19 protein-coding genes are annotated in these 21544 nt (G+C 63.4%); 9 read left to right on the top strand and 10 right to left on the bottom strand.

Annotated features, from left to right (window positions below):
* Positions 1-66: 66 nt before the first annotated feature.
* Positions 67-2142 carry an AsmA family protein gene (locus ABCR88_RS03135; protein WP_015633956.1) on the bottom strand — a complete coding sequence of 692 codons (2076 nt, stop codon included), beginning with the start codon at positions 2140-2142 and terminating at the stop codon, positions 67-69.
* A gap of 385 nt (positions 2143-2527) precedes the next feature.
* Here ABCR88_RS03135 and ABCR88_RS03130 point away from each other — a divergent pair, with 385 nt between their 5' ends.
* The 7 genes from ABCR88_RS03130 (at position 2528) to ABCR88_RS03100 (ending at position 7840) form a co-directional block, all read left to right on the top strand.
* The gene (locus ABCR88_RS03130; RefSeq protein WP_011058979.1) at positions 2528-2995 is read left to right on the top strand and encodes a hypothetical protein; all 468 of its coding nucleotides are present in this window, start codon (positions 2528-2530) and stop codon (positions 2993-2995) included.
* Between the two features lie 168 nt (positions 2996-3163).
* The gene (locus ABCR88_RS03125; RefSeq protein WP_011058978.1) at positions 3164-3796 is read left to right on the top strand and encodes a TetR family transcriptional regulator; all 633 of its coding nucleotides are present in this window, start codon (positions 3164-3166) and stop codon (positions 3794-3796) included.
* 280 nt (positions 3797-4076) lie between these two features.
* The gene (gene ureE / locus ABCR88_RS03120) at positions 4077-4577 is read left to right on the top strand and encodes an urease accessory protein UreE (RefSeq protein ID WP_015633955.1); all 501 of its coding nucleotides are present in this window, start codon (positions 4077-4079) and stop codon (positions 4575-4577) included.
* Positions 4574-5248, top strand: coding sequence for an urease accessory protein UreF (locus ABCR88_RS03115; protein ID WP_350404103.1), 675 nt, complete (start codon positions 4574-4576; stop codon positions 5246-5248). The genes ureE and ABCR88_RS03115 overlap by 4 nt, the downstream gene beginning before the upstream one ends.
* A 9-nt stretch (positions 5249-5257) precedes the next feature.
* Complete coding sequence (ureG, locus tag ABCR88_RS03110) at positions 5258-5872, top strand: urease accessory protein UreG (RefSeq protein WP_350404102.1); 615 nt, start codon at positions 5258-5260, stop codon at positions 5870-5872.
* Between the two features lie 38 nt (positions 5873-5910).
* Positions 5911-6483, top strand: a complete 573-nt coding sequence (locus ABCR88_RS03105) for a HupE/UreJ family protein (RefSeq protein WP_015633953.1) — start codon at positions 5911-5913, stop codon at positions 6481-6483.
* A gap of 217 nt (positions 6484-6700) precedes the next feature.
* Complete coding sequence (locus ABCR88_RS03100) at positions 6701-7840, top strand: AGE family epimerase/isomerase (protein WP_350404101.1); 1140 nt, start codon at positions 6701-6703, stop codon at positions 7838-7840.
* Positions 7841-7913: 73 nt separating this feature from the next.
* Here the strand turns inward: ABCR88_RS03100 and ABCR88_RS03095 are convergent, their stop codons facing one another.
* The 9 genes from ABCR88_RS03095 to ABCR88_RS03055 all read right to left on the bottom strand — a co-directional run bounded on the left by ABCR88_RS03095 (position 7914) and on the right by ABCR88_RS03055 (position 19051).
* The gene (locus ABCR88_RS03095; protein WP_011058972.1) at positions 7914-8819 is read right to left on the bottom strand and encodes a cation diffusion facilitator family transporter; all 906 of its coding nucleotides are present in this window, start codon (positions 8817-8819) and stop codon (positions 7914-7916) included.
* Positions 8820-9066: 247 nt separating this feature from the next.
* Positions 9067-9834 (bottom strand): SDR family oxidoreductase, encoded by a 768-nt coding sequence (locus ABCR88_RS03090; RefSeq protein WP_041115482.1) that lies wholly within the window; start codon positions 9832-9834, stop codon positions 9067-9069.
* A gap of 872 nt (positions 9835-10706) precedes the next feature.
* The gene (locus ABCR88_RS03085) at positions 10707-11423 is read right to left on the bottom strand and encodes an ABC transporter ATP-binding protein (RefSeq protein WP_011058970.1); all 717 of its coding nucleotides are present in this window, start codon (positions 11421-11423) and stop codon (positions 10707-10709) included.
* Positions 11420-12292, bottom strand: coding sequence for an ATP-binding cassette domain-containing protein (locus tag ABCR88_RS03080; protein WP_011058969.1), 873 nt, complete (start codon positions 12290-12292; stop codon positions 11420-11422). Before ABCR88_RS03080 ends, ABCR88_RS03085 begins: the two co-directional genes overlap by 4 nt.
* Complete coding sequence (livM, locus tag ABCR88_RS03075) at positions 12289-13584, bottom strand: high-affinity branched-chain amino acid ABC transporter permease LivM (protein WP_236185729.1); 1296 nt, start codon at positions 13582-13584, stop codon at positions 12289-12291. The genes ABCR88_RS03080 and livM overlap by 4 nt, the downstream gene beginning before the upstream one ends.
* 2 nt (positions 13585-13586) lie before the next feature.
* On the bottom strand, positions 13587-14501 hold the full coding sequence (locus ABCR88_RS03070; RefSeq protein WP_011058967.1) for a branched-chain amino acid ABC transporter permease: 915 nt from the start codon (positions 14499-14501) through the stop codon (positions 13587-13589).
* 161 nt (positions 14502-14662) lie between these two features.
* On the bottom strand, positions 14663-15799 hold the full coding sequence (locus ABCR88_RS03065; protein WP_011058966.1) for a branched-chain amino acid ABC transporter substrate-binding protein: 1137 nt from the start codon (positions 15797-15799) through the stop codon (positions 14663-14665).
* 364 nt (positions 15800-16163) lie between these two features.
* Entirely contained in the window at positions 16164-17447 is a 1284-nt protein-coding gene (locus tag ABCR88_RS03060) for an FAD-binding oxidoreductase (protein ID WP_065364889.1), read from the bottom strand.
* 113 nt (positions 17448-17560) lie between these two features.
* Complete coding sequence (locus ABCR88_RS03055; protein ID WP_350404099.1) at positions 17561-19051, bottom strand: aldehyde dehydrogenase family protein; 1491 nt, start codon at positions 19049-19051, stop codon at positions 17561-17563.
* Positions 19052-19221: 170 nt separating this feature from the next.
* On the opposite strand from ABCR88_RS03055, the gene ABCR88_RS03050 reads away from it, so the two are divergent.
* Both ABCR88_RS03050 and pncB read left to right on the top strand, forming a co-directional pair.
* Complete coding sequence (locus ABCR88_RS03050) at positions 19222-20124, top strand: LysR family transcriptional regulator (RefSeq protein WP_041115476.1); 903 nt, start codon at positions 19222-19224, stop codon at positions 20122-20124.
* Positions 20125-20326: 202 nt separating this feature from the next.
* Positions 20327-21541: a nicotinate phosphoribosyltransferase gene (gene pncB / locus ABCR88_RS03045; RefSeq protein WP_015633947.1), complete on the top strand. Its 1215-nt coding sequence runs from the start codon at positions 20327-20329 to the stop codon at positions 21539-21541.
* Positions 21542-21544 lie beyond the last annotated feature (3 nt).

Genomic DNA, 21544 nt, shown 5'->3' with positions numbered 1-21544 from the left:
CGCCCTCTCCCCCAAGCCCGCCCTGCCTGCAGCGGCGGGCTTTTTTCTGGCCGCGCGCACTGGCCCTTAATGAGTCGGTTTCACCGTCACCGGTGCCTTGCCCGAGCGCATCTGCTGCAACAGCGGCGCGCACTGGTTGGGCTCATCGCCGCTGGGCGCCACCAGCGCCAGCAGGCCCGCCGCCGGCCCGGCGATCACCCCCAGGGCCACCATGCCGGCACCGCGCAGTACCAGGGGCACGGCCTTGACCCCGGCACTGGGCTGGATGAACTTGCCCTGTACATAAAGCGGCGAGCGCAGGGAGAACAGGCGCAGGCCCTTGGATTCCGGAGTGATGGTCAGGTCCAGTTGCTCGCTGGCCATATTGGCGGTGCCATCGATGTAGATGATGGCGTTCTCGGTGTCGAAGACGAACAGCCGGGAAGTCGCCAGGCCGCTCTTGATGCCGAAGTCGGCCGCTGCGCAATTGATCTTCACTTCCTTGTCGCCAAACATCTTGCCGACCACATAGTTGCCGACGTTGAGCCCGGCGATTTCCATCAGGCTGCGGCTGATGGCGCCATCGTTGATCAGCATCTTCAGGTCACCGTTGGCACTGCCCAGCAGGGCCGCCACCGAGTTGCCGCGACCGGCGATGTCGGCATCGCCATTGAGCTCGCCAAAGCTGGTCTTCATCGGTTCGAAGGTGGGGAACAGTTGCTTGAGCTTGAAATTGCGCGCCGTCAGCCTGGCCCGGCCCTCCAGCGGCGTGGTGTGGCCGTTGAGGCGGATCTGGGCATCGAGCTTGCCGCCGGCCACGCCGAAGCGCAGGGGCTCCAGGCTGAGCTGGCCGTCGTTGAGCACCAGGTGGGTGTACAGATCGGTGAACGGCAGCTCGGCGCTGTGGACGATGCGCTTGCCGGTGAACTCCACATCGGCGTCCATGTCCCGCCAGCGCTCGGTGCGGAACTCTTCCACCGGCAGCACCTTGTCCGCCGGCTGCTTGCTCTCGCCGCCCCGGGCCTTCTGCTTGGCGTTGGAGTCGGCGCCGATCAGCGGCGCCAGGTCGCTCATCAGCAACTGGTTGGACACCAGCGCGCCACTGAGCTTGGGCCGTGGCTGGCTGGCCACGTAGGTCAGGTTGCCGTGGATGTCGCTGTCGCCGATCTTGCCGTTGAAGTCCTGGTAACTGAAGGTCGCGCCCGCCGGATCGTGCAGCTTGGCGGTCAGGTGGCCGTCGGTGGAATAGGGCGGCGAATCCGGCAGGGTCACTCCGGTCAGCGGGTAGAGGTTGCCCAGGCTGGTGCCCGCCAGCTTCAGGCGCAGGTCCAGGGCGCCGAGGTTCAGCGGGTCGGTCAGGCTGCCGCGCAGCTCCACCTTGGTGTCGCCGATCTGCGCCTGGGCCTGCAGCGGAAACGGCTTGCGGGAATCCTGCAAGGCCAGCAGGCCGCCGATCTTGCCGGTGCCGGCGAGCTTCTGCCCGTGATACTGGCCCTTGACCTTGAGGGCGAAGGCATAGGCCTGGGCCTCGGCGCCTTTCTCGGCCACCTTCTTCGCTTCACTTTCACCGACGATATCGCTGAACGGGATCGGCTTGCCGAGCAGTTCCACCTGCAGGTCCAGCTGGGTCTTCAGGCTCTGGTCATCGAGGGTCACGTGGCCCTTGTCGAAACCGATGGCACCGATGTCCACCGTCCAGTTGGACGGTTCGGCGTTCGGGTCCTTGGGGTCGAACTTGAAAGTCCAGTTGGCGCGCCCGTCGGCCAGGCGCTGCAACGCGGCGTCGGGCTCGGTGAGGTCGATGCGCGGAATGCTCACTCGTTGCGCCAGCAGGGCCAGAGGCGAAATGCGCAGCTCGACCCGCTTGAGGCTGACCATCTGCGGCGCCTTGGACCAGTCCGGGTTGCCCAGGGTCAGGTCCTGGGCCACCACGTGGGGCCAGGGCACCCAGGCCCGCCAGCCACCTTCGTCAGGTTCGCGTTGCCAGACCACCGACAAATCGCCATTGATCGCGAAAGGCCGGTGCAACTCCTCGGAGACCTTGGCATTGAGCGTGGGTTTGATCCGGTTCCAATCGAAGAACGCGATCACCAGTACCAGCACCGCCAGTAGCAGGATCAGGCCAGTGATGGACCAGGCGAGAATTTTACGAGTGCGCGTCATTGCACGAGGCTCCTGAAGACAACTGAGCGCCCAACCACGACGCATCGATGAACTGCCGATGGAAAAATCACCGGCCATGAAAACTACGACTGACAAAGCCTGCGCAGGTTTAATCCGGCTACCCGATCCGCTGAAAAAACCTGCATTCCTGATCACTCGGACAGCTTTGTGTTACCTCGAACCGCCCCTCCCTGAAGCGGCAGTGAGTCGAAAATACCCACCCTGGTGCAAAAGCAATCGGCGTTAACGCCCGAGCTAGAGCCTTCGCGGCAAACAATCAATTCCGTTGATTATTACCATTGTGTTTATGAACTTTTATATCGATTTAGCGGCGGTAACATTAGCTCCGTACCCAATTTATCGCCCTACCAAGGAGCAACCCATCATGAAACGCCAACTTTTACTGAGCCTCGCCTTATCTGTTCTGGCTGCCAACGCCTTCGCCCTGCCAGCCGCTGAACAAGCCACCCCACAGGTCAAGGCCAGCCACAGCGTGTTCACCCAGACCCTGGCCGAAGGCGGTTCGGATCGCCTGATCGAACGCAACAAAGTCGCTGCCGACGGTTATGACCGTACTCCACAAGGCCAGAGCGTTGCCGAAGACGGCTATGATCGCACCCCTCAAGGCCAGAACGTTGCCGAAGATGGCTACGACCGTACACCTCAAGGCCAGAACGTCGCCGAAGATGGCTACGACCGCACCCCACAAGGTCAAAACGTAGCTGAAGGCGGCCGTGATCGCCTGGAAGAGAAAGGCCTGGTGGAAGATGGCTACAGCCGTACACCTCAAGGTCAGACCGTTGCCGAAGGCGGTGCTGATCGCCTGGCCGAACGTCATCAAGCTGCGAGCTGAGGCCATGATGGCCCTGGAAAAAAGCCCGATCCCTGGATCGGGCTTTGACTTTTATAGCAGCTGCATTTTTCCCCCTGCCTCTCCCTCCTGTCTCTGACAGCAGTTCGACTCCGGCAAAGTTGATTTGCTAGAGTGCGCCGCTCCCATTGAGCAAAGAACGCCCCGCCGATGCTGCCCCGCGCCGAACAGAAGCAACAGACCCGCAACGCCCTGATGGATGCCGCCCGGCACCTGATGGAGTGTGGCCGTGGGTTTGGCAGCCTGAGCCTGCGGGAAGTGGCGAAAGCCGCGGGTATCGTGCCTACCGGTTTCTACCGGCACTTCAGCGATATGGACCAACTGGGCCTGGAACTGGTCAGCGAAGTCGGCCAGACCTTTCGCGAAACCATCCGCCTGGTGCGCCACAATGAATTCGTCATGGGCGGCATCATCGATGCCTCGGTACGCATCTTCCTCGATGTGGTGGAAGCCAAGCGCTCGCAGTTCCTGTTTCTGGCCCGAGAGCAGTACGGCGGCTCGCTGCCGGTTCGCCAGGCCATCGCCACCTTGCGCGAGAACATCAGTTCGGACCTCGCCGCCGACCTCACCCTGATGCCCAAGCTCCAGCACCTGGACGCTGCCGATCTCAGCGTCATGGCCGACCTGATCGTCAAAAGCGTGTTCGCCACCCTGCCCGACATCATTGATCCCCCGGCCCAGGCCCTGCCCGAACACCTCACGCCCCAGGCCAAGATCACCCAGCAACTGCGCTTCATCTTCATCGGCCTCAAGCACTGGCAAGGCCTGGGCAGCACCGAGTAACTCGCCCGCACCGCTCCCCCTTCACACTATGCGCCCCGCTCTGGGCTACGCGTTTGCGCCTGCCCGCCCGCCGGGCACCGGATTGCAGCAAAAACATTTCCCGCGCACCAACTCAGTGCTATAAATCAGCTCAGCGCATCAATTTGTAACAAGATGAAACAAGGTTTTGCCCCTTTTTCAGGCGCAGTTCCGGCATCGAGAAAGGGTTTTCCCTCTCCACCGAGTGATTGGCAAGGCCCTTGCTCTGGCTTGTGCATCGCTCATAGCTGGAAGCTTTCCGATGCTGGTGATCCACCGCAGAACCGCCCCCCAAGCCACCTGGTCCGCCGAACTGCACCTGACTTACGAGGCCCGCAGCAAAAGCCGCCTGCGCTGTTTCAGTGCCGCCGGTGAAGACGTCGGCCTGTTTCTGGAGCGGGGCCAGCCACCGCTGCACGATGGGGAGTTCCTGGAGGCCGAGGACGGGCGCATCGTCAAGGTCTGCGCCCGCCCGGAAGCCCTGCTGCACGTCACCTGCCGCAACGCCTTCGAACTGACCCGCGCCGCCTATCACCTGGGCAACCGCCACGTGGCCCTGCAGGTGGGTGACGGCTGGCTGCGCCTGCTGGACGACTATGTGCTCAAGGCCATGCTCGAACAGCTGGGGGCCAGCACCGCGCCCCTTGAGGCACCGTTCCAGCCCGAGCATGGCGCCTATGGCGGCGGCCACCATCATTCGCGCCACGGCGATGAAGACTTCAACTATCCGCCGCGCCTGCACCAGTTCGGCGTCCGCCCATGAACCCGGCCTGGGCCCTGCTGCGCCTGGCCAGCCCGCAGTTGCCGATTGGCGGCTACAGCTATTCCCAGGGCCTGGAAATGGCCGTGGAGCAGCAGCGGGTAAATGATCAGGCCAGCGCCCGCCGCTGGATCAGCGATCAACTGCTGCTGAACCTGGCACGCTTCGAAGCACCGCTGCTGCTCGCCCACTGCCAGGCCGCAGCCGACCAGGACTGGGCCCGCTTGCAGCAGTTGAGCGAGGAACATCGGGCCAGCCGCGAAACCCGCGAGCTTTACCAGGAAAGCCGGCAGATGGGTTATTCCCTCAAGCAACTGCTGGAGGGTTTGCCGGAACTGGACAGCGATGCCAGGGAACTGCTGGCGCACCAGGACGAACCACACCTGGCCCTGGGCTGGGCCCTGGCGGCACGGGCCTGGCGCATCAGCCCAGCGGACGCCCTGGCCGCCTGGCTGTGGAGCTGGCTGGAGAACCAGCTGGCGGTGCTGATGAAGACCCTGCCCCTGGGCCAGCAGGCCGCCCAGCGCCTGACCAGCGAGCTGCTGCCACTGTTGCAGCAAGCCCAGCACCACGCCGCGAACCTTGACCCCAACCATCATGGCAGCGCCGCTTTCGGCCTGTCCCTGGCGAGCATGGCCCACGAGCGCCAATACAGCCGCCTGTTCCGTTCCTAGGAGAAACTCATGAACGCACAACCTCTGCGCGTCGGCATCGGCGGCCCGGTGGGCTCCGGTAAAACCGCCCTGACCCTGGCCCTGTGCCTGGCCCTGCGCGAGCGCTACAACCTGGCGGTGGTGACCAACGATATCTACACCCGCGAAGACGCCGACTTCCTGGTACGCAATGAGGCCCTGGCGCCGGAACGGATCATCGGCGTGGAAACCGGCGGCTGCCCGCACACCGCGATCCGCGAAGACGCCTCGATCAATCTGGAAGCGGTGGACCAGTTGAACCGGCGCTTTCCCGGGCTCGACCTGATCCTGGTGGAGTCCGGCGGCGACAACCTCTCGGCCACCTTCAGCCCCGAACTCTCCGATCTGACCATCTATGTGATCGACGTTTCCGCCGGTGACAAGCTGCCGCGCAAGGGCGGTCCGGGCATCTGCAAATCCGACCTGCTGGTGATCAACAAGATCGACCTGGCGCCGCTGGTGGGAGCCTCCCTGGAGATGATGAACAGCGATACCCAGCGCATGCGCGGCGGCAAGCCGTTCGTCTTCAGCAACCAGAAAACCGGCCAGGGCCTGGCGGACATCATCACCTTCATCGAACGCCAGGGCCTGCTCACCGCTGCCTGATCCCCGACCCCAATCCGCTCAACAAGGAAAGCCACTCCATGACCCTAAAACGCATCCTCGGGGCCCTGGCCCTGCTGCTGACCCCGGCCCTGGCCTTCGCCCACCCGGGCCATGGCGACAACGGCCTGATGGCCGGTATCAGCCACCCCATCAGCGGCCTCGACCACCTGCTGGCCATGCTCGCTGTCGGCCTGTGGGCCGCCCAGCAGCAAGGCGCCGCGCGCTGGGCGCTGCCTTGCACCTTCGTCGGCACCATGCTGATCGGTGGTGTGCTGGGCTTCGAGGGCCTGGAGTTGCCGGCCCTGGAAAGCGGCATCGCCGCCTCGGTATTGGCCCTGGGCCTGGCCGTGGCCCTGGCCGTGCGCCCGCCCCTGAGCCTGGCGATTGCCGCCACCGCGCTGTTTGCCCTGTTCCATGGCGTGGCCCACGGCCTGGAACTGCCGGACATGTCCAGCCCTTGGGCCTATGCCGCCGGTTTTGTGGCGGCCACTGCGGCCCTGCATGCCGCCGGCTATGCCGTGGTACGGGTACTGCCTCAGGCGGCAGCGCCGCTGGTGCGCCTGGCCGGTGCGGCCTCGGCCGCTACGGGCGTGTGGTTGCTGGCAGGCTGATCCCTGCTTCATCTGCAGGAGCCGGCGTGCCGGCGAAGGCGGTCTTGCGGGCCGCGTTCGCAGGCAAGCCAGCTCCTGCAAGACTGAGGTGATCTTTGGGCCGCCTTCGCTGGCAAGCCAGCTCCTGCCAGCAGGTCGTACTCGGCGGGCAAGCCGCCTTGTGGGGCTTCTCTGGTAACATGTCGCGCATTCAAAACTGCCGTGACGACGCCAGCCAATGCCCGATGTATCCCGCTCCGCCACCTCGCCTGAATCGAGCGCTCTGTTCAACGCCATGCAGCAGCATTTCCACAAGGTGATAGTGCCGCTGTGGCAAGGCCCGGGCTGGAATCCGCAGTTGGCGCTGCCCTATGAGGCGCTGGACGCCGAGCATCGGCCGCTGCCGCCGCAGCGCTATCGAGCCATGGCCTGTGCCCGGCAGTTGTATCTGTTCTCCCAATTGATCGGCGATGCCGCCGCGCCCTTTGCCCAGGAGCGCGCCGCCGCGCTGTTCCGCTCGCTGCAGCGGCACTTTCACGACGCCGAGCACGGCGGCTGGTTCTACAGCATCGACCCCGAAGGCGCGCCGCTGGATAGGCGCAAGGACCTCTACACCCACGCCTTCATCCTCTTCGCCTGCGCTCACTACTGGGCCAAGGTCCGCGAGCCGCTGGTGGAGTCGGTGCTCAACGCCGCCCTGGAAGTGGTAGCCCAGCGCTTCGCCCGCGGCGACGGGCTCTACGAAGCCAGCCTCGCCGAGGACTGGTGCATATTGGGTTCGGGGCCGCTGCAGAATCCACTGATGCACCTGGCCGAAGCCTTTCTCGCGATCCTGGCCGTACGCGAGGACGCTGCGGTGCAAGCCGCGTTGCTGGAACTGTGCCAGGCCATGCAGCAGCAGTTCATCGACCCGCAGCACGGGGTGATGATGGAGAAGCCCCTGGGAGCTGTGGATAACTGGTTCGAGCCGGGGCACCAGTTCGAGTGGTACTTCCTGCTGGCCTCGTCACAGTTACTGCGCGGCAGCGCCCTGCACTCTTCCGTGGAACGAGCCTTCGCCTTCACCGAGCAACTGGGAGTCGAGCCCGAGAGCGGCGCCGTCTGCGCCACGCTCGAACTACCGCCCCGGGCCGGCGTCAAGGACGCCACCCAGCGTATCTGGGCCCAGGCCGAATACCTGCGTGCCCTGACCTTGCGCCCGGCTGGCCAGGCGCCCTTGCTGCGTCAGCTAAAGGCGCTGCAAGCGCATTTCCTGCATGCAGGGGGCTGGAATGAATGCCTGGATGCCAGCGGCGCGGTCAGCCGGCAGGATATGCCCTCGACCACGCCTTATCACCTGGCGACCTGCTATCGCGGGCTGGCGGAATATTTTGCCTGAGGCCCTTCCCCGGCAAGCCGGCTCCTACGCGGTGTTGTAGGAGCCGGCTTGCCGGCGAAACAGGCGCCGCCCATCAAGCGATCCACTTGCGATCCCCGGTAAAGCTGATGGTCAGCCAGCGTGCTGCGTCGGCCTCTCCCAACTGGCTGGAAATCTCCTCGCGCAAGCGGTCCAGAGTCGCCACATCCTGCAGCGGATAGTGCGCCGGCAAGACGATATGGATCTCGATGAACCGCGCCCGACCGTGCTTCTGCACGTAGCTGATGTAGTCGTCGAAACCATGGGCAGCCTTGGCCTGCTCCATCACATTGCGGACCTTTTCGTCCAACTGGTCCGGGGCGATCCCCAGCACATCACGCAGGGCCGGGCGCAGGATCTTCAGCGCCGGCGGCAACATGCTCAGGGCCAGCAGGATCAGGATCGCCGGGTCGACATACACCGCCCACTGGCCGTGCCCGTACTGCTTGAGCAGCAAGGCGATGATGAAGCTCACCAGCAGCCCCACCGAGAGCATCGCGTCCACCAGCCAGCTGATGTTGTCGAACTGGATCAGCGACGACTTGAGCTTGCGGTTACGCCGTCGCACGTAGAAGAAGTAGGCGAACTCCGCCACGGCGAAAAACGCCGCATAGAAAATCACCAGCCCCAGCTCGACCTCGCGGCCACCGTTGATGATGCCGAACACCCCATTGAGGAAGGCGTAGATGGCGATGAGCATCAGGAAGCTGCCTTCAATCAGCAGCACCATGGGTTCCAGGTGCCAGAAGCCGAACTGGAAACGGTGGTTGCTTTCCTTGGCGATCAGCTTGGCGGTGATCAGCATCAGGACCTTGATGAAGGTGGCGATCAGCGAAAAAAATCCATCGAACAAGATGGATTGGGCGCCAGAAACAAAACCCGTGACGATACCGGCGATCGCCACGGCGAACATCAGTACGGTCGATTGTTTGAGCAGAGCCTGCTCACCTCGGTTACTCACAATTCCTCCTATCGAACTTCAAAAACGCCGCCTCGTGTGAGGCAGCGGCGAAATTTCTGGCGGGAATTCTAACCTGTCAGGGCTGACCACAAGCTGAAACGAATCAGCTTATGTGTATCCGAGTACAACTGTAGCCGCTGCCGAGCGATGGCGAGGCTGCGACCGCCTCCGCAGGAGGCGCAAGATCTTGCGGGCGCCGGAGGGCCCTGCGGCCCTGTCGCAGCCTGCGGCAGCGGCTACAGGAGGCTCATGACTTGGCGTTGCGTTCGATGGCGAAACCGGCCCAGGTCTGGCTCACAGGCATCAGCTCCAGGCTGTTGATGTTGACGTGTGCCGGGGTATTGAGCACCCAGAAAATGGTGTCGGCGATGTCCTCGGGCTGGATCGGCTCGGCCCCGGCGTAGGTGGCGTCGTAGCGTGCCTGGTCACCGGCGAAGCGCACCAGGGAGAACTCGCTTTCGCACAACCCCGGCTCGATGTTGGTGACGCGCACGCCGGTGCCCTGCAGGTCGCAGCGCAGGTTCAGGGAGAACTGTTTGACGAAGGCCTTGCTCGCGCCATAGACGTGGCTGCCCGGGTACGGGTAGTTGCCGGCGATGGAGCCCAGGTTGACGATGCCTGCGCCGCGGCCATGGGCGATCAACCGTGGCAGCAGCAGGCGGGTGCTGTACATCAGGCCCTTGATGTTGGTGTCGACCATGGTGTCCCAGTCATCCAGGTCGCACTTGGGCGCCGGGTCCACGCCCAGGGCCAGGCCGGCGTTGTTGATCAGCCCGCGCAGCTTGCTGAACGAAGGCGGCAACTGGGCGATGGCCTCTTCCATGGCCTTGCGGTCGCGCACATCGAGCACCAGGCCATGCACCTCGGTCTGTTTGGACAGCTCCGCGCACAGGGCGCTGAGGCGCTCCTCGCGACGGCCGGTCAGTACCAGGGACCAGCCGGCTGCGGCAAAGCGCCGGGCGCAGGCTTCGCCAAAACCGGAAGTCGCGCCCGTAATGAACAGTGTGGAAGTCATGGTGTTCTCCTTGCTGGGTGGCGAGCCGCCGTTTCGATAAAAAACGCTTCGCAGCATGCCCGGGCCGGCTCCTACCGGCAACCGCGCCGTTGGCCGTAAAGAGCCGCAAGCGGTGAGCGCGCCCGATGCTCGCTGTACAAAAAACACTCACCAGGCGCCAAGCCACGGGTTACATGGCCTGCAGCCATGTGCACGCACCTTATCCACAGGCCGGTCCACAGTCTTTGGGGGCAAGTGCAAAGGGCTGAAAGCCGCTATCCACAGGGCCTGCGCGGGTCCAGCAGAAGTTTTTTGCTTGACCCGGACCGCGGGTCCATGCAGCCGGCCCGGGCAAAGATGACCGCACGGTCAAGGTTGACAAGGCCAGAGGCCAGTAACTACGCCGCTCAGAGCCGTCTTTCCAGAGTTTAATCACAGACTTATCCACAGGCTTATCCCAACCCTTTTCCAGGTACAGCTGCGACAATAAAAAGGTTGACAAGCGCACCTTCAGCTCCCATAAAAAGCACCGATCAAAAAACAACCAATCGCCTGCAAGCCACGTGGTTAAAGGCCTGCAGCCAGCTACACCCACGTTACCCACAGCCCGCTCCACAGCAAACGGGGACAAGTCAAAACAGTGGAAAAACAACTGTTTGCAGCGTCTTTATGCCGCGTTAAAGCAGCTTGCCAGGAATGTTTTCCACAATTACCGGACACAGGCTTGGTGCAGGCGCAAAGCGCCAGTCGGCGCTCGGTGAAATCAGAAAGGCGGTCAGGCGGCCCCCTTCGCTGGCAAGCCAGCGCCTACAGGGGAGGACGGGATGGGGTGGGCATAACAATGCCCCGGCGGCGCGGGCCGGCGGGGCATGCTTTATCCACAGAGCGGACGGTCAGTGGCCGCCCAGGTAAGCGTTGCGCACCTCCTCGTTGACCAGCAGTTCCTTGCCGGTGCCGCTCAGGCGGATCTCGCCGTTGACCATCACGTAGGCGCGGTCCGAGAGCTTCAGCGCGTGGTTGGCGTTCTGCTCCACCAGGAAGATGGTCATGCCGGTGGCCGCCAACTCCCTCAAGGTGGCGAAGATCTGCTTCACCACGATCGGCGCCAGGCCCAGGCTCGGCTCATCCAGCAGCAGCAACTTGGGCCGGCTCATCAATGCCCGGGCAATGGCCAGCATCTGCTGCTCGCCGCCAGACATGGTCATGGCCCGCTGGGTACGCCGTTCCTTGAGCCGGGGAAACAGCTCGAACATGCGCTGCATGTCCTCATTGGCGTACTTGTCGCCAATGGGGATGGTGCCCATCAGCAGGTTTTCCTCCACGGTCATGTCGGGGAACACCCGGCGCCCTTCCGGGGACTGGGCGATGCCGTTGGAGGCGATGTAGTGGGACGACTTGTGGGTGATGTCCACGCCGCGATAGAGAATCTGCCCGGACTCCGCCCGGGGCTGGCCGAAAATCGACATCAGCAGGGTCGACTTGCCGGCGCCGTTGGAGCCGATCAGGCTCACGGTTTCCCCTTCGTTGATGTGCAGCGAGACTTTCTTCAGGGCCTGGATCGGGCCGTAGTACACGTCCAGGTCCTTGAGTTCGAGGATAGGTTGAGTCATGCCAGTTCCTCTTCGTCGGCACCCAGGTAGGCGGCAATCACTTTCGGATCATTGCGGATCGCCTCCGGGCCGCCCTCGGCGATCACGTTGCCGTGGTCGAGCACCACGATGTGGTCGGAAATACTCATCACCATGCCCATGTCGTGTTCGATCAGCACCACGGTCAGGTCGTGCTCGTCGCGCAGCAGCCGGATCATTGCGCTCAGCGCCTCGGTTTCCTGGGGGTTGAGGCCGGCGGCCGGCTCGTCGAGGCAGATGATCTGCGGCCGGGTGCACATGGCCCGTGCGATCTCCAGGCGCCGTTGCTGGCCGTAGGACAGCTCGCCGGCAAGGCGGTTGGCGCAGTCCACCAGGTCCACCACCTCCAGCCAGTAGAAGGCATGGTCCAGGGCGGCGCTTTCCGCCTTGCGGTAGCCCTTGGTGTTGAGGATGCCCGCCAGCAGGTTGCGGTTGACCCACATGTGCTGGGCCACCAGCAGGTTTTCCACCACGGACATTTCCTTGAACAGGCGAATGTTCTGGAAGGTCCGCGCCAGCCCGGCGCGGTTCACCAGGTGGGTGCCGCCGAACATCTTGTAGTACAGGCGGCTGGCGAAGCTTTTCGGCGAGACGAAGTCGGTGGCGCGAAAGGGCTCGCCCAGGAGCTTGATGACGTTGGTCTGCCGGCCCCGGGTATTGAGCTCGATGCGCCCGCCGGAGGCCTTGTAGAAGCCGGTCAGGCAGTTGAACACCGTGGTCTTGCCGGCGCCGTTGGGGCCGATCAGGGCGAAGATCGAGTTGCGCTTGACCTTCAGGCTGACGTCGCTGAGGGCCTTGATGCCACCGAAGTGCATCATCAGGTTTTCGACCGAAAGAATGTATTCGCTCATGGCGCGTTCCCCTCAGTCAGAGCACCTTTGCGTGGAGTGACGCCAGTACGGCTGATGCGGATCAGCCCTCGCGGTCGCCAGATCATCATCAACACCATGAGAATGCCGAACAGCAGCACCCGGTACTCGGAGAAGCTGCGCAGCAACTCCGGCGCCACAGTCAGCACGAAGGCCGCGATCACCACGCCCACCGTCGAGCCCATGCCCCCCAGCACCACGATGGCCAGGATCAGCGCCGATTCGAAGAAGGTGAACGACGACGGGTTGACGAAGCCCTGGTAGCTGGCGAAGAACACCCCGGCCAGGCCGGCGGTGGAAGCACCGATGGTGAAGGCCGAGAGTTTGACCAGCACATGGTTCAGGCCCATGGCGCGGCAGGCGATCTCGTCTTCACGCAGGGCTTCCCAGGCCCGCCCCACGGGCATGCGGGTCAGCCGGTGCTTGATGTAGAGCACCAGCAGCACCACCAGGAACAGCACGATGTAGATGAACAGGAATTTCAGGTTGGGGTTGTATTCCAGGCCGAAGAACTCATGAAACGGCACCCCGCCGTCCTTGGCCTTGCGGCCGAACTCCAGGCCCAGGAAAGTCGGCGACGGCACCGGCATGCCGTTGGGGCCACCGGTGAAGGACAGCCAGTTATTGAGCACCAGGCGGATGATCTCGCCGAAGCCCAGGGTCACGATGGCCAGGTAGTCGCCGTGCATCCTCAACACCGGGAAGCCCAATATGCACCCCGCCAGCGCCGCGGCAATCGCCGCCAGGGGCAGCACGCTCCAGAAGCCCAGGCCCAGGTACTGGTAACCCAGGGCCAGGCCATAGGCGCCGATGGCGTAGAACGCCACGTAGCCCAGGTCCAGCAGGCCCGCCAGCCCCACCACGATGTTCAGCCCCAGGCCCAGTAGTACGTAGATCAACCCGAGGATGACCACGGTCAGCAGGTACTTGTTGGCGAAGAACGGGAACACGATGGCGATCACGATCAGGGCCGGAATGATCCAGCGCAGGCGCGACTTGTAGTCCGGCGCCAGCACATGCACCCCGGAGCCGGTGCTTTCGAAGCCCTGGAGAATCTTCAGGCCCTTGGGGGTTTGCAGGAACAGGCTCAGGGCCAGACGGCCGGCCATGACGATCGCCACCAGCCAGGCGACCCGGGTCGGCTCCAGGTTGAAACTGTAGCCATCGAGCACCACGCCCACGATGGGGCCGAACACGATCAGCGAGATCAGCCCGGCCAGTACGGCGTCGATGACGCTCTTTTTGATATCAATCGGTTTATTGGCAGCAGACATACTTACACCTTCGCCACGAGTGGGCGACCCAGCAGGCCTTGGGGACGGAAGATCAGGATCAGCACCAGCAGCGAGAAACTGAACACGTCTTTGTAGTCGGAGTTGATCAAGCCGGAGAACAGCGACTCGGAGATGCCGAGGATGATCCCGCCGAGCATCGCCCCAGGCAGCGAGCCGATGCCGCCGAGTACCGCCGCGGTGAACGCCTTGATGCCGATGACGAAGCCGGCATAGAAGTCGAACGTGCCGTAGTTCATGGTGATCAGCACCCCGGCCAGGGCCGCCATGGCCGCGCCGATGACGAACACGTAGGAGATCACCCGGTCGGTGTTGATGCCGAGGATCGAGGCCATCTTGCGGTCTTGCTGGGTGGCCCGGCACATACGCCCGAGCTTGGTGTACTTGATGATGTAGGTGAGCAGCGCCATGCCGGCGAACGCCGCCACCAGGATGAAGATCTTGGTGTAGGTGAGCTGCACGAAGCCTGTGCCGATATCGACTTTCCAGGCCCCGGCCAGCAGGGTCGGAACCCCTTGCTGCTTGGCGCCCTGGCTGATCTGCGCGTAGTTCTGCAGGATCAGCGAAATGCCGATGGCGCTGATCAGCGGCGCCAGGCGGGTGGAGTTGCGCAGGGGTTTGTAGGCCACGCGCTCGATGACCCAGCCATAGATCCCCGTCACCACGACGGTGAAGATCAGCGTGCCGAGAATGAGTAGCGGGAAGGATTCAATGCCGAAATAGGCCAGCAGAGCCAGACTGATTGCCGCGAGGTAGGCGGAAATCATGTAAACCTCGCCGTGGGCGAAGTTGATCATGCCGATGATGCCATAGACCATTGTGTAGCCGATGGCGATCAGACCGTAGACGGACCCGAGGGTCAGCCCATTGATCAGTTGCTGCAGGAAAATACCATCCATAACGCAATCTCACGGACTTGAGAGACTGCACAGGCCGTCGACGCCGGACAGGGATCACCCGTCTGCGCAACACGTCCGTTGTGCAGCTCTACGAGAAAAGGCAAGTACTGCACGAGCAGGGACCGGTACCAGGGGGTGGTACCGGCCCGTTCGGACTCATGTCACTTCTGTTTTTCCAGCTGGTGGTACTTGCCGTCCTTGTCCCACTGATAGACCACGTAGTCGGAAACCTTGAGGTCACCCTTGGCGTCCCAGGACTTCTCGCCCATCACGGTTTTCACCGGATTGGCCTTGAGCCATTTGGCCGCATCTTCGCCCTTGTTGGACTTGGCGCCGCCGAAGCCGGCCGCCAGGGCCTGGATCGAGGCATAAGCGTACAGGGTATAGCCCTCTGGCTCGGTGCCGGCCTTGCGGAAGGCATCCACCACGGCCTTGCTGTCCGGCAGCAGGCGCGGGTCGGCGCCGAAGGTCATGTACACGCCGTCAACGTATTGCGGGCCACCGGCGGTGGTCACCAATTCGTCGGTAACGATGCCGTCGTCGGACATGAACTTGACGTCCTTCAGGCCCTGCTCGCGCAGTTGGCGTACCAGCGGACCGGCTTCCGGATGCAGGCCGCCGAAGTACACCACGTCGGCGCCGGCGGCGCGGATCTTGGTCACCACGGCGCTGAAGTCTTTCTCGCCACGGGTCAGGCCCTCGTACAGCACCGGGGTCACGCCGCGCTTGGTCAACTGTGCCTTGGTGGCATCCGCCAGGCCCTGGCCGTAGGTGTCCTTGTCGTGCAGCACCACGACTTTCTTGCCCTTGAGCACATCGATGATGTAGTCACCGGCGACGATGCCCTGCTGGTCGTCACGCCCGCACATACGGAACATCGCGGAGAGGCCACGCTCGGTGACCTGGGGGTTGGTGGAGCCCGGGGTGATGGCAATCACACCGGCGTCGCTGTACACCTCGGAAGCCGGAATGGTCGACGAGGAGCAGAAGTGCCCGACCACGCCGGCCACCTTGTCCTGGTCCACCAGGCGGTTGGCCACTGCCACCGCCTGCTTGGGTTCACAGGCGTCATCGCCCTTGACCAGGACGATCTTCTCGCCGTTGACCCCGCCCTTGGCGTTGATCTCGTCAGCCGCTGCCTGTGCACCCTTCATGTACTGCTCGCCAAATGCCGCGTTGGCGCCTGTCATGGGACCCGCTACACCGATCTTCAGGTCGGCTTGAGCAAACGCAGAAACACCCAGCGCAGTTGCCACTGCGAGGGCCAGAAAGCCTTTCTTGTAAAACGTCTGGGACATGAGGTGGTGCTCCAAGGTTTTTTTAGTTGGCACTGCGACTTCACTAAGGTTGCTCAGAGCAAGCGCCGTGCCAGTGGTTTTTTATTCTGAAAAAAGTCGCTGTCTTATTGTTATTTCGACTGTTTCGAGCCCTTTTTTATTGGGCGTGCAACCGTCTAAACCGCGGAAGGTAAAACCCTGCTTTTTAATGGGCGCAACCCATGCGTGCCATCATTGCAACCGCGACACAATTCAACGTGCAACCCTGCTGTAACAGCTCGCGTCACCGAACTGCACACTGCTGGTGCGAGACTGCTACGAGCCGCACCATTACAGGCTAGTCGCTGCATCGAAAAGCGTCGTCGGCCGCCCACTATTTCCTTGTTCAGATCACAATTCGCAGGCACTGGCCCGCGTGGTAGAGGGAGAAGCCGGCTTCGTACAGGCAACTGCGCAAGCCCACGCCGGCCAGGGGCTGCATGGCTGCGAAGGGGATCGGCAGGGCCTGGGGGTCGCCGTTGCACAGGTAGTCGGCGAAGGCCTTGCCCACCACGGTTCCGGTGGTCACGCCCCGGCCGTTGTAACCGGTGACAGCCACCAGGCCCGGGGCCGGCTCGAACAGGCGCATCAGGTGGTCGGGGGTGAAGGCGATGCAGCCGGTCCAGGTGCATTCCCACTCCACCGGCTTGAGGTACGGGAAGTAATGCTGCTGTACGCGGTCGGCCCAGGCCTTGAGGAACCACAAGGGCTTCTGGCTGCCATTGCCCAGGCTGCCCAGCAACAGGCGGCCCTCGGCATCCCGTCGGATGCTGCTGAGCACCTGTCGGGTATCCCAGGAGCCCTGGCCCCCGGGCAGGATCTGCCGGGCCGCTTCTTCGGTCAGGGGCGCGGAAGCCACCTGGTAGTAGTAGCCGGGGAAGAAGTTGCGCCGCAGCTCGGTCCAGTCGCCTTCGGTGTAGGCGTTGGAGGCGATCACCACCTGCTCGGCCAGCACCGAGCCCTGCTCGGTCTGCACCGACCAGCGCTGGCCCTGGCGCTCCAGGCGGGTGACCGGGGAATGGTCGAACAGACGCCCGCCCAATTCCGTCGCCGCCCTGGCCAGGCCGCTGACGTAAGCCATGGGGTTGAGGGTTCCCGCCCGCCGGTCGAGCAGGGCCGCGGCAATCTTGCGAGTGCCGGTGGCCGCCTCGCACGCCGCGCCGCTCAGCAACTCCACGGGGGCCCCGCGACGTTTCCACTGTTCTTCACGGCTGCGCAGATCGGCCTCGCCCCGGGCGTTGTGGGCCATGTGCAAAGTGCCTTCGCGGCGCAGCTGGCAATCGATGTGGTACTTGTCCACCAGGCTGAACACCAATGACGGCGCCGCGCCGAGCATGCGGTTGAGCTGGCTGCCCACCTGCTCGCCGAAACCGGCCTCGATCTCGTCCGGCGGGATCCACATGCCGGCGTTCACCAGCCCGACGTTGCGCCCTGAACCGCCGTGCCCCGCGCGGTGGGCTTCGACCACACAGACCCGCTTGCCCTGCTCCAGCAAATGCACGGCGGCCGACAGCCCGGTGAAGCCGGCGCCGATGATGCACACATCCGCCGTCAGCTCGCCCTTGAGCGGCGCTCTGTCAGGCCGTTGCGGGGTGAGTGTTTCCCACAGACATTGTTCTTGTAGCGCCATTGCCAGACTCCGAAATCAACGAACCACAGACGCTGAAACGCACTTGCCGCTGTTCGCCAGCAAGCTGGCTCCTACACACCTCCCCGTAGGAGCGAGCTTGCTCGCGAAAAGACTCAATCGAAGGTGATGCCCTGGGCCAGCGGCAGCTCCCGGGAGTAGTTGACGGTGTTGGTCTGGCGCCGCATGTAGCCGCGCCAGGCATCGGAGCCGGATTCGCGACCGCCACCGGTTTCCTTCTCGCCGCCGAAGGCGCCGCCGATCTCTGCGCCGCTGGGGCCGATGTTGACGTTGGCGATGCCGCAGTCGCTGCCCACCGCCGACATGAACTGCTCGGCTTCACGCACGTCGGTGGTGAAGATGCAGGACGACAGGCCCTGAGGCACGGCGTTGTTCAGGCGCAGCGCTTCTTCGAAGTCGTTGTAGCCGATCACATAGAGGATCGGCGCGAAGGTTTCGCTGCACACCACCTCGCTCTGCTCGGGCATTTCGACGATGGCCGGCGACACGTAGTAGGCGTTGGGGAACTGGTCCTGCAACTGGCGCTGGCCGCCGAAGACCCGGCCGCCCTCGCTCAGAGCCTGCTCCAGGGCATCCTGCATGGCCTCGAAACTGTGCTTGTCGATCAGCGGGCCGATCAGGTTGCCTTGCAGAGGGTGGCCGATGCGCACCTTGGAATAGGCCGCCTTGAGACGGGTGACGATTTCCTCTTTCACCGACTCGTGGGCAATCAAACGGCGCAAGGTGGTGCAACGCTGGCCGGCGGTGCCGACGGCGCTGAACAGGATGGCGCGCACAGCCATGTCCAGGTCGGCGCTCGGGCCAAGGATCATGGCGTTGTTGCCACCCAGTTCGAGAATGCTGCGGGCAAAGCGTGCGGCCACTTTCGGCGCCACTTCACGGCCCATGCGGGTACTGCCGGTGGCGCTGATCAGGGCCACCCGCGGATCGTCCACCAGGGCGGCACCGGCATCACGGCCGCCGATGATCACCTGGCTCAGGTATTCGGGCGCATGCTGGAAGTTCTTCAACACGCGCTCCAGCAGCGCCTGGCAGGCCAGGGCGGTGAGCGGGGTCTTTTCCGAGGGTTTCCAGATCACCGGGTTGCCGCAGACCAGCGCCAGGGTGGTGTTCCAGGCCCAGACCGCTACCGGGAAGTTGAAGGCGCTGATCACCCCGACAACCCCCAGGGGATGCCAGGTTTCACGCATGTGATGGCCCGGGCGCTCGGAGGCGATGGTCAGGCCGTAGAGCTGGCGCGACAGGCCGACGGCGAAGTCGCAGATGTCGATCATTTCCTGCACTTCCCCCAGGCCTTCCTGGGTGATCTTGCCGGCTTCCCAGGACACCAGCTCCCCCAGGTCGGCCTTGTACTCGCGCAGCACCTCACCGAATTGCCGCACCAGCTCGCCGCGACGGGGTGCCGGCACCTTGCGCCACAGGGCGAATGCATGCTCTGCGCGACTGACCTGCTGCTCCACCTCGGCGGCGCCCTGCCAGTTCACCGCGGCGATCCGGCTGCCGTCGATGGGCGAATGCACAGGCTGGGTGCCCGACTGGTACAGGGCCGGGTTGACACCCAGACGATCAAGCAATGCGGCAACCATGGGGTTACTCCTTACAGATGAAAGCGAAAGAACCAGGCCGCTGCGACGGCCATCAAGGCTAGTAGTTGTAGCTGGCCCGAGACTTGCCAACAAACGACCTTTAAGCGAGATATCATTCCGTTTATTCATGCTGAGCCGCTCGCTGGCACCCATAAGAACAAGGACCACCCATGCTCAACAAACGCTACTTGCCGTCGATCACCGCCCTGCAGTGCTTCGAGGCCGTGACCCGGCACCTGAGCTTCACCCGTGCGGCCGAAGAGCTCAACCTGACCCAGAGCGCGGTGAGCAAGCAAGTGGCGCAACTGGAAGAGCTGCTGCAACACCTGCTGTTTCGTCGGGTACGGCGGCGCTTGCAACTGACTCCGGCCGGCGACCTGTACCTGGTGGAGGTGCGCAAGATCCTCACCCAGGTGGAGATGTCTACCCATTACCTGCGTTCCTACGGCGGCGAGACCGAAGTCCTACGAGTCTCCACGCCTTACACTTTTGGCGCCCGCTGGCTGGTACCGCGCCTCAAGGGCTGGCGACTGCGCCACCCGCACATCCACCTGGACCTGTGCAATGAGCAAGAGCCTGACGAACTGCTCCAGGGCCATGCCGACCTGGCCTTCTACTTTGGCCAGGGTTCACGCCCCGGCACCGAGAGCCTGAAGCTGTTCAGCGAAGAGCTGGTGGCGGTCTGCGCCCCCGACAGCCTGCCCGCCGAGCCCTTGACCGACCCCAGGCAACTCACTGAACTGGTGCTGTTGCAGAACGCTTCACGGCCCCAGGGCTGGCACGAATGGTTCGACCAACAGGGCTACCAGACCGAGCACAGCTACCACGGCCCACGCTTCGAAACCTTCTATATGTGCATCCGTGCGGCCCAGGTCGGCTGCGGGGTCGCCCTGCTGCCACGTTTTCTGGTGGAAGAAGAACTGGCTGAAGGCAAGCTGGTGATCGCCTGGGAATACGCCATGCCCAGCCAGGACGCCTATTACCTGGCCTACCCCGAACACTCGGCGGAAGTGCCCAAGGTCCGGGACTTCGTGCGCTGGATGCTCGAACACAACGACGCCCCCCGCCCGTAAGAGCCGGCTTGCCGGCGATGGGTCCCTTGAGCCCTGCTCAAGACTGAAGATCCGTTCGCTGGCAAGCCAGCTCCTACGGCCGGAGAATGGCCCGCCACAAAAAACACTGGCAAAGCGCTGCGCGTCTATGCGCCACTAGCGCCTTCATTGAAAGAGCTGAATACCGCACTTGTCCGTCGCGGCCAGCATGGAGATTCCCGTTATGAGCGAGAGTGTGTTTGCCGATCGCATCGTGCAGAACCTGCTCGACACCGACTTCTACAAACTGACCATGATGCAGGCGGTGCTGCACAACTACCCCAACGTCGAGGTGGAATGGGAGTTTCGTTGCCGTAACAGCGAGGACCTGCGGCCCTATCTGGCAGAGATCCGCTACCAGTTCGAGCGCCTGGCGGAACTGAGCCTGAGCGCCGACCAGTTGGGCTTTCTCGAACGCATCAGCTTTCTCAAGCCGGATTTCCTGCGCTTTCTCGGGCTGTTTCGCTTCAACCTGCGCTACGTGCATACCGGCATCGAGGACGGCGAGCTGTTTATCCGCCTGCGAGGCCCCTGGCTGCACGTGATCCTGTTCGAAGTGCCGATGCTGGCCATCATCAGCGAGGTGCGCAACCGCTACCGCTATCGCGAGATCCAGCTGGTCCAGGCCCGCGAGCAGCTGTACCGCAAGTTCGACTGGCTGACCGCCAACGCCAGCAGCGAAGAACTTTCCGAGCTGCAAGTGGCGGATTTCGGCACCCGCCGACGCTTTTCCTACCGGGTCCAGGAAGAAGTAGTGAACGTGCTCAAGCACGATTTCCCCGGACGTTTTGTCGGCACCAGCAACGTGCACCTGTCCCGGGAACTGAACATGAAACCCCTGGGCACCATGGCCCACGAATGGATCATGGCCCACCAGCAACTGGGGCCGCGGCTGATCGACAGCCAGATCGCCGCCCTCGACTGCTGGGTCCGCGAATACCGTGGCTTGCTGGGCATCGCCCTGACGGATTGCATCACCACCGATGCCTTCCTCGGCGATTTCGACCTGTTCTTCGCCAAGCTGTTCGACGGCCTGCGCCACGACTCCGGCGACCCGATCCTCTGGGCAGAAAAGGCCATCGCCCACTACCACAAGCTGGGCATCGATCCGATGAGCAAGACCCTGGTGTTCTCCGACAGCCTGAGCCTGCCGCGCGCCCTGGAAATATTCCGTGCGCTGCGAGGGCGGATCAATGTCAGCTTCGGCATCGGCACCAACCTGACCTGTGACATTCCCGGTGTCGAGCCGATGAGCATCGTGCTTAAAATGGCTGCCTGCAATGGCCAGCCCGTCGCCAAGATCTCCGATGAAGCGGGCAAGACCCATTGCAAGGATCCGAACTTCGTCGCTTACTTGCGCCACGTTTTCCAAGTACCTGCCCAACCTGGCAAGGAGTGAATC

The organism is Pseudomonas sp. W17 (genome assembly GCF_040268305.1).
Classification (GTDB): domain Bacteria; phylum Pseudomonadota; class Gammaproteobacteria; order Pseudomonadales; family Pseudomonadaceae; genus Aquipseudomonas; species Aquipseudomonas protegens.
The sequence above is the reverse complement of the archived record's forward strand: the minus strand, read 5'-3'. Positions and strand labels throughout refer to the sequence as shown.

Bases quoted from the DNA above. Each gene is read 5' to 3' on its own strand.
- ABCR88_RS03080 (WP_011058969.1), bottom strand. From the start codon at position 12,292: ATGAGCGAATACATTCTTTCGGTCGAAAACCTGATGATGCACTTCGGT.
- ABCR88_RS03130 (WP_011058979.1), top strand. From the start codon at position 2,528: ATGAAACGCCAACTTTTACTGAGCCTCGCCTTATCTGTTCTGGCTGCC.
- ABCR88_RS03105 (WP_015633953.1), top strand. From the start codon at position 5,911: ATGACCCTAAAACGCATCCTCGGGGCCCTGGCCCTGCTGCTGACCCCG.
- ABCR88_RS03060 (WP_065364889.1), bottom strand. From the start codon at position 17,447: ATGGCGCTACAAGAACAATGTCTGTGGGAAACACTCACCCCGCAACGG.
- ABCR88_RS03070 (WP_011058967.1), bottom strand. From the start codon at position 14,501: ATGGATGGTATTTTCCTGCAGCAACTGATCAATGGGCTGACCCTCGGG.
- ureE (WP_015633955.1), top strand. From the start codon at position 4,077: ATGCTGGTGATCCACCGCAGAACCGCCCCCCAAGCCACCTGGTCCGCC.
- ABCR88_RS03125 (WP_011058978.1), top strand. From the start codon at position 3,164: ATGCTGCCCCGCGCCGAACAGAAGCAACAGACCCGCAACGCCCTGATG.
- ABCR88_RS03085 (WP_011058970.1), bottom strand. From the start codon at position 11,423: ATGACTCAACCTATCCTCGAACTCAAGGACCTGGACGTGTACTACGGC.
- ABCR88_RS03090 (WP_041115482.1), bottom strand. From the start codon at position 9,834: ATGACTTCCACACTGTTCATTACGGGCGCGACTTCCGGTTTTGGCGAA.
- ABCR88_RS03065 (WP_011058966.1), bottom strand. From the start codon at position 15,799: ATGTCCCAGACGTTTTACAAGAAAGGCTTTCTGGCCCTCGCAGTGGCA.
- ABCR88_RS03100 (WP_350404101.1), top strand. From the start codon at position 6,701: ATGCCCGATGTATCCCGCTCCGCCACCTCGCCTGAATCGAGCGCTCTG.
- ureG (WP_350404102.1), top strand. From the start codon at position 5,258: ATGAACGCACAACCTCTGCGCGTCGGCATCGGCGGCCCGGTGGGCTCC.
- livM (WP_236185729.1), bottom strand. From the start codon at position 13,584: ATGTCTGCTGCCAATAAACCGATTGATATCAAAAAGAGCGTCATCGAC.
- ABCR88_RS03135 (WP_015633956.1), bottom strand. From the start codon at position 2,142: ATGACGCGCACTCGTAAAATTCTCGCCTGGTCCATCACTGGCCTGATC.
- pncB (WP_015633947.1), top strand. From the start codon at position 20,327: ATGAGCGAGAGTGTGTTTGCCGATCGCATCGTGCAGAACCTGCTCGAC.
- ABCR88_RS03115 (WP_350404103.1), top strand. From the start codon at position 4,574: ATGAACCCGGCCTGGGCCCTGCTGCGCCTGGCCAGCCCGCAGTTGCCG.
- ABCR88_RS03050 (WP_041115476.1), top strand. From the start codon at position 19,222: ATGCTCAACAAACGCTACTTGCCGTCGATCACCGCCCTGCAGTGCTTC.
- ABCR88_RS03055 (WP_350404099.1), bottom strand. From the start codon at position 19,051: ATGGTTGCCGCATTGCTTGATCGTCTGGGTGTCAACCCGGCCCTGTAC.